Below are 14,884 nucleotides of genomic sequence, written 5' to 3' on the forward strand. Positions count from 1 at the left end.
CGTCGTGTGCGCAATAGATCAAGCATATTGTCCATAGGTGTTATTTGTTTTTGGTTTGTCATGAAATAAGAAATAAAACGCAATGGTAATAATTAGAGCATAGGTGGCAAAGATGAACCACGAATTGGGGTATCCATATCCATCTACCACCCAACCAGCTACATACGATCCAATGAAAGAGCCAAAACCATTGGTCATCATCAGAAATACCCCCTGAGCACTGCTACGAATACTAATGTCGGTATTCTGGTCTACGTAAAGAGAGCCCGAGATATTGAAAAAATCAAAGGCTACTCCATACACAAGCATCGAGAGAATGAGGAATATAACCCCGCTCCCTGGGTCACCTAAACCTAAAAAGCCAAACCGCAGTACCCAAGCGAAGAGGCTGATCAGCATCACCACCTTGATTCCAAATCGCTTCAGGAAAAAGGGGATTAAAAGGATACAGAGTGCCTCAGATATTTGCGATAGTGAGATAAGGGTACTTGAGTACTTCACTCCAAAACTATCAGCATACTCTGGCATACTCCCGAAGTGGTTCACCAAGTAATCATTAGCAAAGCCGTTGGTAATCTGCAAGCAGATCCCTAGCAGCATACTAAATATAAAGAATACAGCCATCCTTCGTTCCTTAAATAGCCTAAAGGCTTCGAGCCCTAGCTTTGCTACAAGACCTTTACTAGAAGAGCTTGCTACCTTGACGATAGGGGTGGGCTTGAACGTAAGCATATAGAGTGCCAGTGCAAAAGAGAGCCCAGCAGAGATGTATAGCTGTACATGGGTAAGTTTTGCTCCTGTCCAATCTACAATGAGCATGGCCACAATAAATCCAATGGTGCCGAATACCCGGATGGGGGGAAAGTGCTTCACGGCGTCGAGATTCGCCTCCCCCAACTTACTATATGCCACAGAATTGGTGAGCCCAAGAGTAGGCATATAAAAGCAGACACTCAAGAGGATAAAGCTGTAAAGACCTGCATAATCCACCCTCTGAGCTGCATAGATCATCAGCACTCCTGCAAATAAATGACACAAGGCGATTAGTCGCTCCGCTGGAATCCACTTATCCGCCACAATACCCATCAATGTGGGCATAAAAATAGAGGCAATTCCCATAGTAGCAAAGAAACTACCTATCTGTAGCCCCGTAAAGTGTAACGTTCCCCCTAAGTAAGCACCTAGTGAAATCAACCATGCTCCCCAAACTGCAAATTGCAGAAAGTTCATGATGATCAGTCTCAGCTTCAGTGCACCATTATCTCTTCCCATAAACTAGTTATCTATATGCCTGAATGGCATTATTCCATACATTCATTCAAAAAATTATCACTACGCATGTCACTTATCAGCTGAATCATGGCTTCCCTATTAGGGCTTTGCATCTCCACAAGAGGCAACCGTAGGTTTTCATCCAGTAGTCCAAGCTCAGCCATGGCACACTTCACCCCAGCTGGGTTGCCATCGATAAAAAGGAGGGTGAAAAGCTCCTTAAAGAAGTGATGTATCTTAAGAGCTTTATCATACTGCTTCTCCTCAATCAAGTGCACCATCCGTCCAAACTCACGCGGAAAGGCATTGCCAATCACCGAGATCACCCCATCCACACCCATCGTCATAAGAGGGAAAGTAATAGTATCATCGCCTGCTAGCACAAAAAAGCCCTTTGGGCGCTGCTTAGATACAGCATCAATTTGGCCTACGATACCGCTCGCCTCTTTAATCCCAATGATATTTGGGCAATCATTAGCTAGCCGAATAGTGGTGGCAGGCAACATATTCACTGAGGTGCGAGCTGGTACATTATAGAGCACAATGGGCAATGGAGAAGCCTCTGATACCGCCCGGAAGTGTTGGTACAGACCCTCTTGCGACGGCTTATTGTAGTAGGGGCATACCACCAATACTGCGTCCACGCCATCCCGAGGCATACTTCTTAGGCGATCGATCACCCTTAGTGTGCCATTATGCGACACTCCTACCACCATTGGCACCCTACCATTATTCACCTTGGCGCAAGTGTGGATAATCCTGTCTTGCTCCTCCTCGCTCAAGGTTGGAGTCTCTGCAGTAGTGCCCAAAACTACCAAGAAATCGGCACCACTCACTATCTGTCGCTCTACTAGACGCTCCAGTACGTCATAGTCTACACTTTTATCTTGCTTGAAGGGAGTGACAAGGGCAGTACCAAGACCCCTCAAATATAAACGCTCTTTCGTACGACTCATATAAAAAATGTAATCTATCCTTCTCCCCATAACTGATAAGCAAACTTATAAATAAATTTTGAGATCGGTGCTCTATACAACCTAAAAAATCACGTGGTTATCTATTAGTGGTGGGCACTATGAGGACTCTTATTTATCGGGCATGTTTGGCGCCAGATCTGTTCTTATCCCCATGGAACGCTCACTTTCTAGAAATAAATGCCGCGAAACGGGGTGAAAATTTAACAATAATGGGGTTCCCGAAGCTTCATTTGCAACCGACTGGAATTCAGGGTTATATAAAGGCACTTATTGAGATGCAACTAAGCAATCGGCGAGTTGCAACTAAGCAATTGACGAGTTGCATCTCGCCGATTGCTTAGTTGCATCTCAACTTTTACCCTACTAGTATAGGGGTTTTATGGAGGGCAAGAGATGGCATCTTTGTCCTATAAATAATGTGGTTCAATAGACAAGGGGTCGAATGGTGATTGATGTTTTTCTCTCTCAAACAGCGTCTTGTGTGTTGTAAAGCTGATGATTTTTCTGTCAATACTCATATACACCGTATATATGGAGCAGATTTATATGGGTAACTGAGGGCTATAAAATAGGGGCTCTACCCATAAAGTATGAGGAAAAACTGTATTTTCTGCTTGAAAACTATGTGTGAATACCTATTTATTGGTATCTTTGCTGTAGCGAATAATTAACTAATCATTAAGAAACAATCATTTTTATTATGGCACATTTTATTCAAGACTCATGCATCGCTTGTGGAAGTTGTATTGACGAGTGTCCTGTAGGGGCAATTTCTGAGGGTGATATCTACTCTATTGATGCCGATACTTGTATTGATTGTGGTAATTGTGCAGAGGCTTGTCCTACTGACTCAATTATTGCTCAGTAATAAGGACGAATAACTTGCAAAACAGATGTGCGGTGGTAGCAAAAGTCTACCATCGCGCATTTTTTTGTTTTTAGTGGTTAGCTGGTACTAGATTAAGTATCTACTCCTTACAATATGAGACAGTTGCACGAAGGCGATCTGCTGCGCCTAGGCTTCCGTAAGGATGCCAAGGTACATAAAGTTGCTTTCAGAATTTGGCCTCGGTCACGTACGTGAGTACGCTCCCTTCGGTCTTATCCTCAGTGCCTATTTAGGTACCTTGGCACCCTAACGGTTGCCTTGCATCTCATCCTTCGTGCAAAGTATCAGCACATTTGCTTCAAAGGTGCGAGAATGGCACCTCGTGCAACATTCTCAATATGTATGTTTTGGAGCCTATTTTCGAATAATCTCGTGTAACTTGCTAAAAAAAGGTACCTTTGCGAAAGTTTAACTATTCTAAGAGGAATTATAAGTCATTAAATAAATCTATACTTACTATTGAATTAAAATGAAACGTATGAGCTATAAACTCTTGGGGGTTAGATCCTCTATGCTGGCAGCGACTTTAGGTGCGCTGTCCTTAACTACTTATGCCAATGAACCGGTTATCTCAGGACCTACTCCTCTGGACTCAGTGTGGATGCAATATTCACTAGAAGATGTTGTGGTGATGGGGATTAAGGAGCAGTCTAAGCTTCGAGTTGAACCCATTAGCTCTACCTCGTTGGGGGTTGAGCAACTACAGGTTAGGAATGTTAATAGCGTGAAGGAGGTGCTTGGAATGGTGCCTAACTTCATTATGATTGATCGTGATACCCCTCATACCTCTTCGGTATTGGTGCGTGGTATTGGCTCAAAGCTACAGCCAGCGGTAGTGATGTATGTGGATGGTATTCCTCACTTTGAAAAGTCTACATTTGATCTCTCCTTAAACGACGTAGAGCAGCTAGAGTTTCTTAGAGGACCACAAGGCACTACCTTTGGTAGAAATGCCATTGGCGGAGTGATCTTGATGCAGACTCGTTCACCATTTAAGTACCAAGGGAATAAAGTTAGAGTGGGCTACGGTCGTTTCAATGAAGTGCGTGTAGATGCGTCTCGACTAGCTCGGGTGGGTACGCACTGGGCTTACTCTATTGCAGGTAACTATCAGCATCTAGGGGGGTATCTCGTAAATAGTTTTGATGACTCAAGTGCCGATAAAGCCGATAAGGGAGGAGTGAATGCCAAGCTGGAGTACTCTCCTAATGAGAATACACTCTATAGGCTCACTCAGAGCGTAGACTATGTAAAGCAGGGTGCCTTTACCTATGGTACTGTAGATATGGAGACGATGAAGGTGCCTACGATTAGTTTGGATCACCCTAGTGAGTATACTCGCCTGATCTACGATGGTGGCCTTTCTGCGTCCTACCACAGCGATAAGTTTTTGCTCAAAGGACAGCTCTCTTCGCATATCGTGAATGCAAGCTATGATGTGGATCAAGATGGTTCTCCTAAAGACCTTTACTATGCATTACAAAAGGAGAAGCAGCGTCTCTTCTCACAGGAGCTCTCTATGATTGGTAAAAATGAGGGTTGGTACAATTGGAGCTTTGGCCTTTTTGCATTTGAACAGCAGATCAATAGGGATGTGGATGTGACGATCAATAAGCCTAAGTCGGTGCTTATCAAGCGTTTGAATGACCAATTTACTTGGGGCGCAGCACTTTATCACCAGAGTAAGTTCTCTCTTTCGGAGGAGTTTAAGATAGAAGCGGGTGTCCGTGTTGATTACGAGAAAAGCCGACTAGCCTATTCGGAGGATAAAAATGGCAAGAAGTCGGAGAGTGATAATTCCCTTCCTTTCGTCCAAGTAAGTCCTAAGGTCTCTTTTCAGTACTTTATAGTGCCAGACTTTCAGGTCTATGCTACAGTAACTAAGGGGTATGTGACGGGAGGCTTCAATACTGTCTATGTAGGTACTGAAAATCGCTCTTACGATGCCGAGCATAGCTGGAATTATGAGGTCGGTGCTAAGGGTGAGATCATTCCTGGTAGATTGACGACAGAGTTGGTGGCCTTTGCGGTGACAACGCGAGATAAACAACTGAGTAAAATAATTCCTGTAACAGGCCAGGTTACCTATAACGCAGGTGCTTCTAGAAGTATCGGTCTGGAGGCTGCACTGGATGCTCAGCTGACTAAGCAATGGGGGCTCTCGGCTTCATACGGTTTTACTAATGCGAAGTTTACTGATTATGTAACGGATAAGGGGATTGACTTTGGGGGTAAATATCTCCCCTTTGTGCCAGAGCATACATTGGCAGTGAATACGCAATATCGGATTCCTTTCAAGGGTCAGTTGCTAGATAGTGCTACTATCCACCTCGGTTATAGAGGTATCGGTGATATGTATTGGCATGAGGATAATAAGGTAAAGCAGGACTTCTACCAGCTCCTAGATGCGTCTCTATCTTTTAAGCGTGCTGGATTTACTTGTACACTTTGGGGTACCAACCTATTGAATAGCTACTACTTAGGCTACTTCTATACCCAAAGTGGAAGGAATATGGGTAAGCCAGGTGCACCTCTTAAAGCTGGGGTGACTGTAGAACTCAACTTCTAAGGCTAAATGGGGCGACAAAAGTCTTACAACCTATTCACCTTCTTTTCGCTCTACATTGCGCAATCGGTGCCGATGAGCTTCTTTGCCGCAGTATTACCAATACTTATGCGGCAAGGAGCTTATTCGCTCACCGCTATTGCGCTCATTAAGCTGATTAAGATTCCGTGGATTATTAAATTCCTTTGGTCGCCATTGGTGGACCGGCATACTAAGGAGGTGCTGGACTACAAGCGGTGGATTGTGGTCTCGGAGATACTCTATGCTTTGATTATTTTAGTAGTGGCACTTCTTAAATTGGATACTACTCCAATCTTGGTTATAGGGCTGATTTTCATTGCTTTCCTGATGTCGGCGACTCAAGATATTGCTACCGATGCGCTGGCGGCTCGCTCTTTTCACCCTAGTGATCGTGGATTGATTAATAGCATGCAGTCGATGGGCTCCTTTGCCGGTAGTATGGTGGGTAGTGGGGTGCTATTGGTGCTCTTTCACAAGCTTGGGTGGCACCATATGCTACCATGGGTGTCACTCTTTGTATTGGTTGCCCTGATTCCACTTTTGCAGAATAAGGGAATTGAGCTCCAACCAACAGCCGAAAAGGAGCGTCCTATGGCACGACCTAAGGATATGTTCACCTTCTTCACGCAAAAGGGGATATACAAGCATGTCATTTTTCTACTCCTTTTTTACACTGGTATCATCGGTCTGCTTTCCAACCTTCGCCCTATGATGGTGGACTTTGGATATGAGATGAAGGAGATTGGTTTTATCGTGGGTATCTGTGGTACCGCTATGGGTATTCTAGGCTCTTTTTTATCGGGTCTCGGGGTGAAGTATCTGGGCCGAAAGTGGATGAGGCGACTTGTGTCGCTACTGATTGTAGGTACCTCTACGCTCTTTTTAATCACCTATAATGGAGGTCTCCTTGGACAGCATACCCCCTTTATATTTGTGGCTATTGGGTCGGTATGGCTTACCTACGGGATGGCTTCCACTTTGGTCTATACTACTAGTATGGACTTGGTGCGATCGGGTAGGGAGGGGACTGATTTTACTCTCCAAATCGTGGTGACTCACTTGAGCTCTATGCTCTTCTCTATCTCCTTTGCCCGTGTAGCCGATGTGACTGGGTACCAAGGTCTATTTACCCTTTCACTAGTAATGGGGCTACTCACAACGCTATATATATGGTTTTACAATCCAAAGAAAGTAATAGATGATTCCGCTATTAGATAAGTACAATCGTCCTGTTCCGAGGTATACTAGTTATCCCCCTGCCAATTTCTTTCATGCTGGTATCGGGGAGCGAGATTTCTTGGAGGCTGTGGAGCAGTCCAATGATGAGGTGCCGTCGCTTCTCTCTTTTTATATCCACTTTCCTTACTGTGAACAGAAGTGTTTTTATTGTGGCTGTAATTCTTACCTGAGAAGTAAGGAGGAGGATGACGATGTCTACTTTGAGGCGGTGCTGAGTGAGATAGATAGGGTGATTGAGCGAATTGATAGCTCTCGTAATATTGCACAGATACACTTTGGCGGAGGGAGTCCGAGCCTTGCGGATCCAAGGCTCTTGGGTAAGGTAATTGATAGATTGACCTCTCGCTTTTCGGTGATTGAAAAGCCAGAGATCGCTATTGAGTGCCATCCTGGTCACTTGACGCGTGAGGGGTATGGGGCATTGCTTTCTCTTGGCTTTACAAGGGTGAGCTTGGGGGTGCAGGACTTTAATCCTGAGGTGCTTAAGGCGGTTCATCGCATGCCACCCCTCCTTCCGATAGAGGAGGTGCAAAGGATTATGTCGGGCTATGGAGTGCCCCTTAATCTGGATTTTATCTATGGCTTGCCACTACAGACGGTGGAGAGTTTTGAGGAGACCATCAAGCGAGCCATTGCTTTGCACCCTAGTCGGCTAGTCACCTTTTCGTATGCACACGTCCCATCAATGTTCCCTGCCCAAAAGATCTTGGAGCAGAAGGGACTACCCTCTTCGGAGGTGAAGGAGGAGATGTATCAGCGTGCTAGGAAACTGCTCCTAGATAGTGGCTATCTACAGATAGGATTGGATCACTTTGTCCTTCCTTCGGATGAGCTTCACCAAGCAGCGGTGGCACGAACACTACACCGCAATTTCCAGGGGTACTGCACACGTCGTACCACAGGGCAGGTCTATGCTTTTGGAGTGTCGGCTATCTCACAGCTTACTTCGGCATATGTACAGAATACCAAGGATATCCCTACTTACCTTAAGACCATCAAGTCGGGTCACCTACCTATTGATCGTGGTCTGTTGCTTACTAGGGAACAAAGAATTATTCGAGAGGTGATCACCACCTTTATGTGCAATGAGCGCATCTCGTGGAGCGACCTTGCCCAAAGACTTCAACTAACTCCAGAAGAGGTGAAGGGGGCAACTGCTTTTAATGAAAAAGAGATGGAGGCGATGGCACTAGATGGCTTGATTTTACTCTCTGATGATGAAGTGCGTATGGCGACTCCAGGCTCCCCGCTTCTTCGTTATGTCGCTTCTCGTCTTGACCCTCTCCAGAGTGAAGGTGGTAAGATCTACTCCAAACCAGTCTAAGGCACCCCCTATTAAAGTCGGCTTAATAGCGTTTTTATGGATTTGAAAAAAAGTGATGTGGAGATGAAAGCAAAGAAAAAGAGACAACAAGGTGGGCGCCCACAACGTGGCAAGGAGCGTGTGGGTAACCAGAGCAGAGGTGAGGAACATAAAGAGACTATTGCTGAATTGAAGAGGAGAAAGCGAGAGCTGGAGGAGTAGCTCTTTAGGCAGACTGTTTATAATGAAGCGTTGGAAGAATTGATTAATGTTGCCGAAGAGAACTTCAACATTAAGATAAGAGATGAATCATTCAAAAGAAAGTAGTCGTTTGCAAAAAAAAAAGGGAGTTGGTTTCTCAATTTTGTGTACCTTGCTGATAAGTGAGTCAGAGATTTGGGTCACGTGCATAACAATTAAGATAATACACATTATGAACGTAAGTGTGGTAAAGTGGAGTATCCTCCTAGTATTTCCTTTGATAGCAGCGTGTAGCAGCAGAGAACAGCAGGTGTTACTTGCTGAAAAGAGTATTTGTGTCGAGACGCTAGCTGAACATGTAAAGGTGCTAGCATCAGATGAATTTCAAGGGCGTAAACCTTTTACTGAAGGGGAAAGAAAGACCATTGAGTATCTTGCCAAAGAGTTTGAAAAGATTGGTCTCAAAGCCCCCTACAATGGTAGCTATCTGCAGGAAGTGCCAATGGTGGGGATGACCTACCACCCAAGCCCTACCATCACGCTGAACCTGCCTAAAGGGTCTCTGACACTCTACAATGGCAAAGACTATCTTGCCAAAACCCCTCACATCACTGATCGGGTAGAAATCCAAGAGGCAGAAGTGGTATTCGCAGGCTATGGCATTGTGGCACCCGAGTATGGATGGAACGACTTTGCCGATATTGATGTGCGGGATAAGGTGGTGCTTGTTCTGGTCAATGACCCTGGATTTGCCACCCAAAACCCTTCGCTTTTCAATGGAAAGGCAATGACCTATTACGGTCGATGGCCGTATAAATATGAGGAAGCAGCTCGTCATGGAGCTAAGGGCGTGCTGGTCATTCACGAAACCGCTGCAGCTGGATATCCCTGGGCTTCCCTCTCCAATACCTCGGGTACCAACCTTTACCTACTGACGGAGAATAACAATATGGATCAGTGTGCCCTCGCTGGATGGATTACCGAAGAGGCGTGCCAAAAGATGTTTGAATACAATGGCTTGGACTTTGCACAGGCTAAAAAGGATGCGCTAGATCCATCGTTCAAAGCCTTTTCCCTAAATACCCATATGAGTCTTACTATTCAGAATGACCTAAAGCAGGATATCACGCACAATGTAGTAGGCATTATTGAGGGCAAAAGTAGGAAGGATGAGTGCATCGTCTACTCCGCTCATTGGGATCACTTTGGTATTGGTGTCCCTGACAACGGCGACTCCATATACAATGGTGCCGCAGATAATGCCCTTGCCGTTGCTTGTATGCTGGAGACGGCCAAAGCTTTTGCCCAAGCACCACAACCAGAGCGGACGGTGGTATTCCTTGCCCCAACCGCCGAAGAAACAGGTATGCAAGGATCGCTCTACTACGCCCTCAACCCCCTCTTTCCACCAAATAAGACAGTTGCCAACCTTAATTATGAGCTACCCCTCCCAATGGGGCGGATGAGAGATGTTACTATCACTGGCTTCGGCCAATCGGAACTTGATGCTTATGCCGAGCGTTTTGCGAAAGAACAAGACCGGTACATTGCCCCAGAGCCCTTCCCCGAAAATGGGATGTACTACCGCTCAGATCACTTTAGTTTTGCCAAAGTAGGCATCCCTTCCCTCTTTATAAAAGGGTGGCAGGAGAGCCGAGAGCACGGTAAAGAGTGGGCAAAAGCACAGATAGCACACTACTGGGAGACGGCCTACCATAAACCGGCAGATGAATTTGACGAGCAGTCGGCCGACCTCTCTGGCAATGTAGAGGATGCCCAGCTCTTCTTCAAGATAGGGTGGCAACTCGCCAATGAAAGTAACTTCCCCGCTTGGAGCGATACGTCTGAATTCAAAGCCATCAGAGAAGCCTCTTTCCAAGGGAAGTCACCTCTTTAAATGGACTAGAATAGGTAGGCGTACTCTTGGAACCACTGGTAAAAGGAGTGGATGCCTTGTTGGATAGAGACACGGGGTACGAAACCGAAATCGTGCTGAAAGTGGGTTATATCGGCATAAGTGCAAGTCACGTCGCCAGGTTGCATCTCCTCCATCTTCATGATCGCTCGATGTCCTGTCACCTCTTCAATCACTTTAATGAAGTCCATTAGCTGCACAGGGCTAGAGTGCCCAATATTGTAAACCCGATGAGGCACCGCTGCTGAAGATGGTTTTGCCAAAACCAAGAGTACCGCATTGATAATATCATCAATATAGGTAAAATCGCGTTGCATATTACCGTGATTGAAAACACGAATTGGCCTGCCCTCAAGGATTGACTTCATAAATAAGAAAGGAGCCATATCTGGCCGCCCCCACGGACCATACACCGTAAAGAAGCGAAGCCCGGTAGCTGGAATGCCATAGAGTTTACTATAAGAAAAAGCCATCAATTCATTGGCTTTTTTAGTCGCAGCATAGAGACTAACCGGGCTATCCGTCTTATCCTCTTCGGAGTAGGGGATTTGCACATTCATTCCGTAGATACTGCTTGAGCTGGCATATACCAAGTGCTGCACCGGATAATGCCTACAATTTTCAAGGATATTTAGAAAGCCATAGACATTGCTATCCACATAGGAGAAAGGATTCTCGATTGAATAGCGCACCCCCGCCTGTCCTGCAAGATTACATACAGCATCAAAATGGTGAGTAGCAAAGAGCCGATCCATTGCTACACGGTCGGTCAGGTCTATCTTCACAAATTGATATCTAGGTGAGTGGGTACTCATCACAGATTGACCCTCAGCGATGGTAGAGGTGTCAATGCCAGCATCGGTTAAGCGAGCATATTTTATGGATTGTGCATAATAATCATTGATATTATCCATGCCCACTACCTCATGCCCTTCAGTCACGAGAGCTTTCACCAATGCAGCCCCAATGAATCCAGCTGCTCCTGTCACTAATACCTTCATTTCCTTATGAGTTCTTCTTTTCGTGCGTTATGATCCAAAGATTGCGTGCGTAGGCCACTGCACCAAACATCTGCCCTACAATCAACACCGCATCTGCTCGGATGATGCCGTAGGTCAGGATGAGGAGAGAACCGGTCAGGCTAATGATCCAAAAACCTGCTGGTAGCTGAGACTCCTTTCGCCGTTGTGAATAGATCCACTGATAGACAAACCGGAGCGTAAAGAGCACTTGCCCCACCGAGCCAAATATTAGCAACCAGAGTGCCACCTCCTCATTATGCAAAAAGCGAGCGACAAAGGCAGAGGCATCCTGTGCTACAAAGGCCACCGCTACAATAGGTGTTGCCAATAGCAGATATCCTATCACCTTTGGGAGTCGTTGCCATACCCCTTTGAGCTTAAGATTGGCAAGGTAGATATAATAAGAGATAAACTGCCCAAGAATGATCGCAAAGTCATTTCGGAGCCATCCGTAGATGCAGAGAAGATAGGCCCCCAATAGGCTCAGCACCCAGAAAATAGTGGGCGAGAGCACCTTCTTCGCTTTTTCCGATAGGATCCACTGCACCAACGTGCGTGCCGAGAAAAAAGCTTGAGCAAGGAAGCCGATCGAAAGTATGGCATTATTACTACTCATTTGTCATAAGCAGGTTACTGAAAATTGCCCTCCGAAACCTTGTAATTGATATAGCGCTTCTTCATCCAGCGATAAGCGAAGCAATCCATAAATGGTCCCCACAGACGGTTCCAAAGGTGATACTTTGACTCCCCATGCAGTCGAGGAAAGTGACGCACAGGTAACTGCTTTATTTTTCCCTCCTGAAGGAGGATAAGGGCAGGGAGGAATCGATGCATCCCAGTGAAAAATGGGACCCGCTTAGCGTAGTCACTCTGCATAATCTTTAGTGGACACCCCGTATCCTGCATGCCATCGTGCGTCATCATGTTACGAAAACCATTGGCAAAACGCGACTGAAACCTTTTGAATGCCGTATCCTTACGATTAGCCCGAATACCCGTCACCAGCTGATACTCCTCACTATAGGGGAGGAGGAGATTAAAATCCTCTGGAGCCGTCTGTAGATCCGCATCCATATAGCCCACATACGTTGATTGAGCTGCATCAATACCCGCCTTTAGTGCAGCACTCAAGCCGCTGTTTTTTGCCAGTGCTAGATAATAGAAGCCACTCTGCCGAGCACAAACCTCCTGAATCCGCCCAAGGCTACCATCCTTAGACCCATCATCCACAAATAGCACACAGCTCTTGCAGAGTGCCTCAGGTAAAAAAGCCGAGAGCCTTTCTTCAAGCGGATAGATATTACTCTCCTCATTAAAAACTGGCACAATGATGGTCAGTTCGTATTCCGATGTTTTATTTACACTCATTCTATTTCTCAATCTCATTTATTATTCTGCTGTAGTTCGTCCGATCTAATGATCGCATAGGGTCCCAAGACCTCTGCTTCCACATTCCCCAGCTCTTCCAGATAATTAGCAGGCATCATCACCACAGCATTAGGAAGTGCATAAATGGTCTCTACCTCCTCTTTTTCTACTATTATAATTGGTTGCTCAAGGTACGCATCCATATTTTCGGGACGGTGCATTCCATAAGCAATATATTGCTCCGCTCCCACCTCCTTCGCCATTTCCTTCGCTTCCTGGCACAAGGCTCCGTATCCTATCCACGGATTGATTGAAGGCAGTGCCCAACCCGCCAAGAAGATAGTACAAGTAAGGGAATATACTAGGGTGCACAATCCAGATTCTATGCTTCCTTGTGCTCTAAAGGCATTCCTCAGTGCGACCACCCCACCTTGCGTCATGATGGCAGCGGCAAAGTAAATGAGTGCGTGATCGAGGATGGCAGTGTCGGCATTATAAAGAGCAAAGTAGCATACCAGAGGAAGTGCCGAAATAAAAATAGTAGCCGTGATGATGAATAATAGTCGCACCCATAATTGCCCACTAAACCTTGAAAGATTGAGCACCCCTAGGTAGATCACAAAAGGGAAAGCAGGCAATAGGTAGACCTGTAGCTTAGAGCTGACACAAGAAAGCAAGATAAAAGTGGTGAGAAACACCACGAAAAAGAAACGCTCTAGGTCACTCCTAAAGCCACCCTTGAAAGCAGCTACCAACATCAGAGGAATCACTAGAAGTGACCAAGGTGCAATGGAGTACCAGATAGAGAGGCCATAGTAGTAGAAAGGCTCTTTGTGGTGAAAGGCGTCTACAGCACGGTCTATCGTCTGGTGGAATACCAAGTTATTGAGATACTCCATGCCTCCCTCGGCATAGACACAGCCAAACCATGCCACAAATAGGAGCACCAGTACCACCCACGTACGCCACCCCCAGTAGCGACCCATCTCTCTGATACGCCCCGTAATGAGGAGATAAACTACAGTCGAAAGTAGTGGAATGAGTAGTCCAAAGGGTCCTTTGCTGAACACTGCTAGAAAAATATAGAGGGGAAAAAGCCACCCTCCCCGTTTGGGAATCTCTGCAGAGGTCGACATCGTATAGAATGTGCGGAGCGACAACACGATGAACATACACATTAGCATATCCATTCGTAGTGTCACCACCATTCCAGTAAAGAGCCCACCCGTCAGCAGTAGCATACGAGCTATTTTGCCCGTATCTTCGTCGGTCTCGGGTGCCACCCACCGCTCCATCACCCGAGTGGTGATCAGTGCCGGAACCATTGATGCTAAGGTTAGGAACCACATCTGATGCGTTCCGAAGAGCCATTTCCCTAGCATGATCCACCAGAAGTAAAGCGGTGGTTTATCTGCATAGGGAAGACCGTGATTGTAAAACGTGAAGAAAGTGCCATTCCGCAACGCCTCATCAGCGATACTGAGGTACCTCAGTTCGTTTGAAGGTGTAAAATCACGCAACAGTAATATCGGTAATAATGCAAAGCAGAAAGCCATGTAAAACGCTTTGCTGCTCAGCTGTTTCTCTGCTATTGTAGCCACTAACTATGTAATCTTTTTTGAATGTAGGCGTAAGATTATTGTCTCTAACTCATAATGCAACGCAAATATAGCTAGAATGGGTGAGATACCCATACCTTTAAGAACTCCCTCAATTCCGCAGGCTGAATTTTTATTGCTTTAGTCGGGTACTTATTGATTGTTTTTTCTTGTATTCCGACTATTTGACACTCTATATGGAAGTCTGCGTATTTTCTATTTATCTCTTTGCGATGAGTTCATAGCTTTCATTTGTGTAAACACTACGCTTATTGGAACTCCTCACCTTGACACCCTCCTTAAAAGTGCTTCACAGGTTAGTCGAAGAGCCCTCGATTGATCAAAAATCACAGGGACATTTCCGCCACGACCTTTAATGCTTATGGAATGACCATTGAAAAGACAATGCCGGACGCATACCCTTTTACGTCCTTATAGATTCATGCAGAGTCTCGTTTCGGTAGTATCCCAAAAAGTGTGTAAGACAGAATGCCTCTTTGAACTGCAAATGTA

Annotated in this window: 12 protein-coding genes; 6 read left to right on the plus strand and 6 right to left on the minus strand. The window is 45.7% G+C overall.

Annotation, left to right across the window (positions count from 1 at the left end):
- Positions 1 to 18: 18 nt before the first annotated feature.
- Together QVO39_RS08760 and dapA are read right to left on the minus strand one after the other, a co-directional pair.
- Positions 19 to 1,272, minus strand: a complete 1,254-nt coding sequence (locus QVO39_RS08760; protein ID WP_021903849.1) for a nucleoside permease — start codon at positions 1,270 to 1,272, stop codon at positions 19 to 21.
- 29 nt (positions 1,273 to 1,301) lie between these two features.
- A complete protein-coding gene (gene dapA / locus QVO39_RS08765) occupies positions 1,302 to 2,228 on the minus strand; it encodes a 4-hydroxy-tetrahydrodipicolinate synthase (protein WP_288171967.1) in 927 nt (308 codons plus the stop codon).
- Between the two features lie 721 nt (positions 2,229 to 2,949).
- On the opposite strand from dapA, the gene fdxA reads away from it, so the two are divergent.
- The 6 genes from fdxA (at position 2,950) to QVO39_RS08795 (ending at position 10,365) form a co-directional block, all read left to right on the plus strand.
- Positions 2,950 to 3,117 (plus strand): 4Fe-4S ferredoxin, encoded by a 168-nt coding sequence (gene fdxA, locus QVO39_RS08770; RefSeq protein WP_018028853.1) that lies wholly within the window; start codon positions 2,950 to 2,952, stop codon positions 3,115 to 3,117.
- A gap of 499 nt (positions 3,118 to 3,616) precedes the next feature.
- Entirely contained in the window at positions 3,617 to 5,707 is a 2,091-nt protein-coding gene (locus QVO39_RS08775) for a TonB-dependent receptor (RefSeq protein ID WP_021903851.1), read from the plus strand.
- A gap of 6 nt (positions 5,708 to 5,713) precedes the next feature.
- A complete protein-coding gene (locus tag QVO39_RS08780) occupies positions 5,714 to 6,943 on the plus strand; it encodes an MFS transporter (RefSeq protein ID WP_021903852.1) in 1,230 nt (409 codons plus the stop codon).
- Positions 6,924 to 8,288 (plus strand): oxygen-independent coproporphyrinogen III oxidase, encoded by a 1,365-nt coding sequence (hemN, locus tag QVO39_RS08785; protein WP_021903853.1) that lies wholly within the window; start codon positions 6,924 to 6,926, stop codon positions 8,286 to 8,288. Before QVO39_RS08780 ends, hemN begins: the two co-directional genes overlap by 20 nt.
- Positions 8,289 to 8,324: 36 nt before the next feature.
- Positions 8,325 to 8,489, plus strand: a complete 165-nt coding sequence (locus QVO39_RS08790; protein ID WP_021903854.1) for a hypothetical protein — start codon at positions 8,325 to 8,327, stop codon at positions 8,487 to 8,489.
- 211 nt (positions 8,490 to 8,700) lie between these two features.
- Positions 8,701 to 10,365, plus strand: a complete 1,665-nt coding sequence (locus tag QVO39_RS08795) for a M28 family metallopeptidase (RefSeq protein ID WP_288171968.1) — start codon at positions 8,701 to 8,703, stop codon at positions 10,363 to 10,365.
- A 5-nt stretch (positions 10,366 to 10,370) separates the two neighbouring features.
- Here the strand turns inward: QVO39_RS08795 and QVO39_RS08800 are convergent, their stop codons facing one another.
- From QVO39_RS08800 to QVO39_RS08815, 4 genes are read right to left on the minus strand one after another with little or no spacing between them, the layout of a single operon-like run.
- The gene (locus tag QVO39_RS08800) at positions 10,371 to 11,384 is read right to left on the minus strand and encodes an NAD-dependent epimerase/dehydratase family protein (protein ID WP_021903856.1); all 1,014 of its coding nucleotides are present in this window, start codon (positions 11,382 to 11,384) and stop codon (positions 10,371 to 10,373) included.
- A gap of 4 nt (positions 11,385 to 11,388) precedes the next feature.
- On the minus strand, positions 11,389 to 12,021 hold the full coding sequence (locus QVO39_RS08805; protein ID WP_021903857.1) for a lipid-A-disaccharide synthase N-terminal domain-containing protein: 633 nt from the start codon (positions 12,019 to 12,021) through the stop codon (positions 11,389 to 11,391).
- Between the two features lie 14 nt (positions 12,022 to 12,035).
- Positions 12,036 to 12,773 (minus strand): glycosyltransferase, encoded by a 738-nt coding sequence (locus QVO39_RS08810; RefSeq protein WP_288171969.1) that lies wholly within the window; start codon positions 12,771 to 12,773, stop codon positions 12,036 to 12,038.
- A 14-nt stretch (positions 12,774 to 12,787) separates the two neighbouring features.
- A complete protein-coding gene (locus tag QVO39_RS08815) occupies positions 12,788 to 14,374 on the minus strand; it encodes an ArnT family glycosyltransferase (protein WP_021903859.1) in 1,587 nt (528 codons plus the stop codon).
- Between the last annotated feature and the right edge of the window lie 510 nt (positions 14,375 to 14,884).

This window comes from Porphyromonas sp. CAG:1061 (assembly GCF_000435035.1).
In the GTDB taxonomy this organism is placed as follows: Bacteria; Bacteroidota; Bacteroidia; order Bacteroidales; family Porphyromonadaceae; genus Porphyromonas_A; species Porphyromonas_A somerae.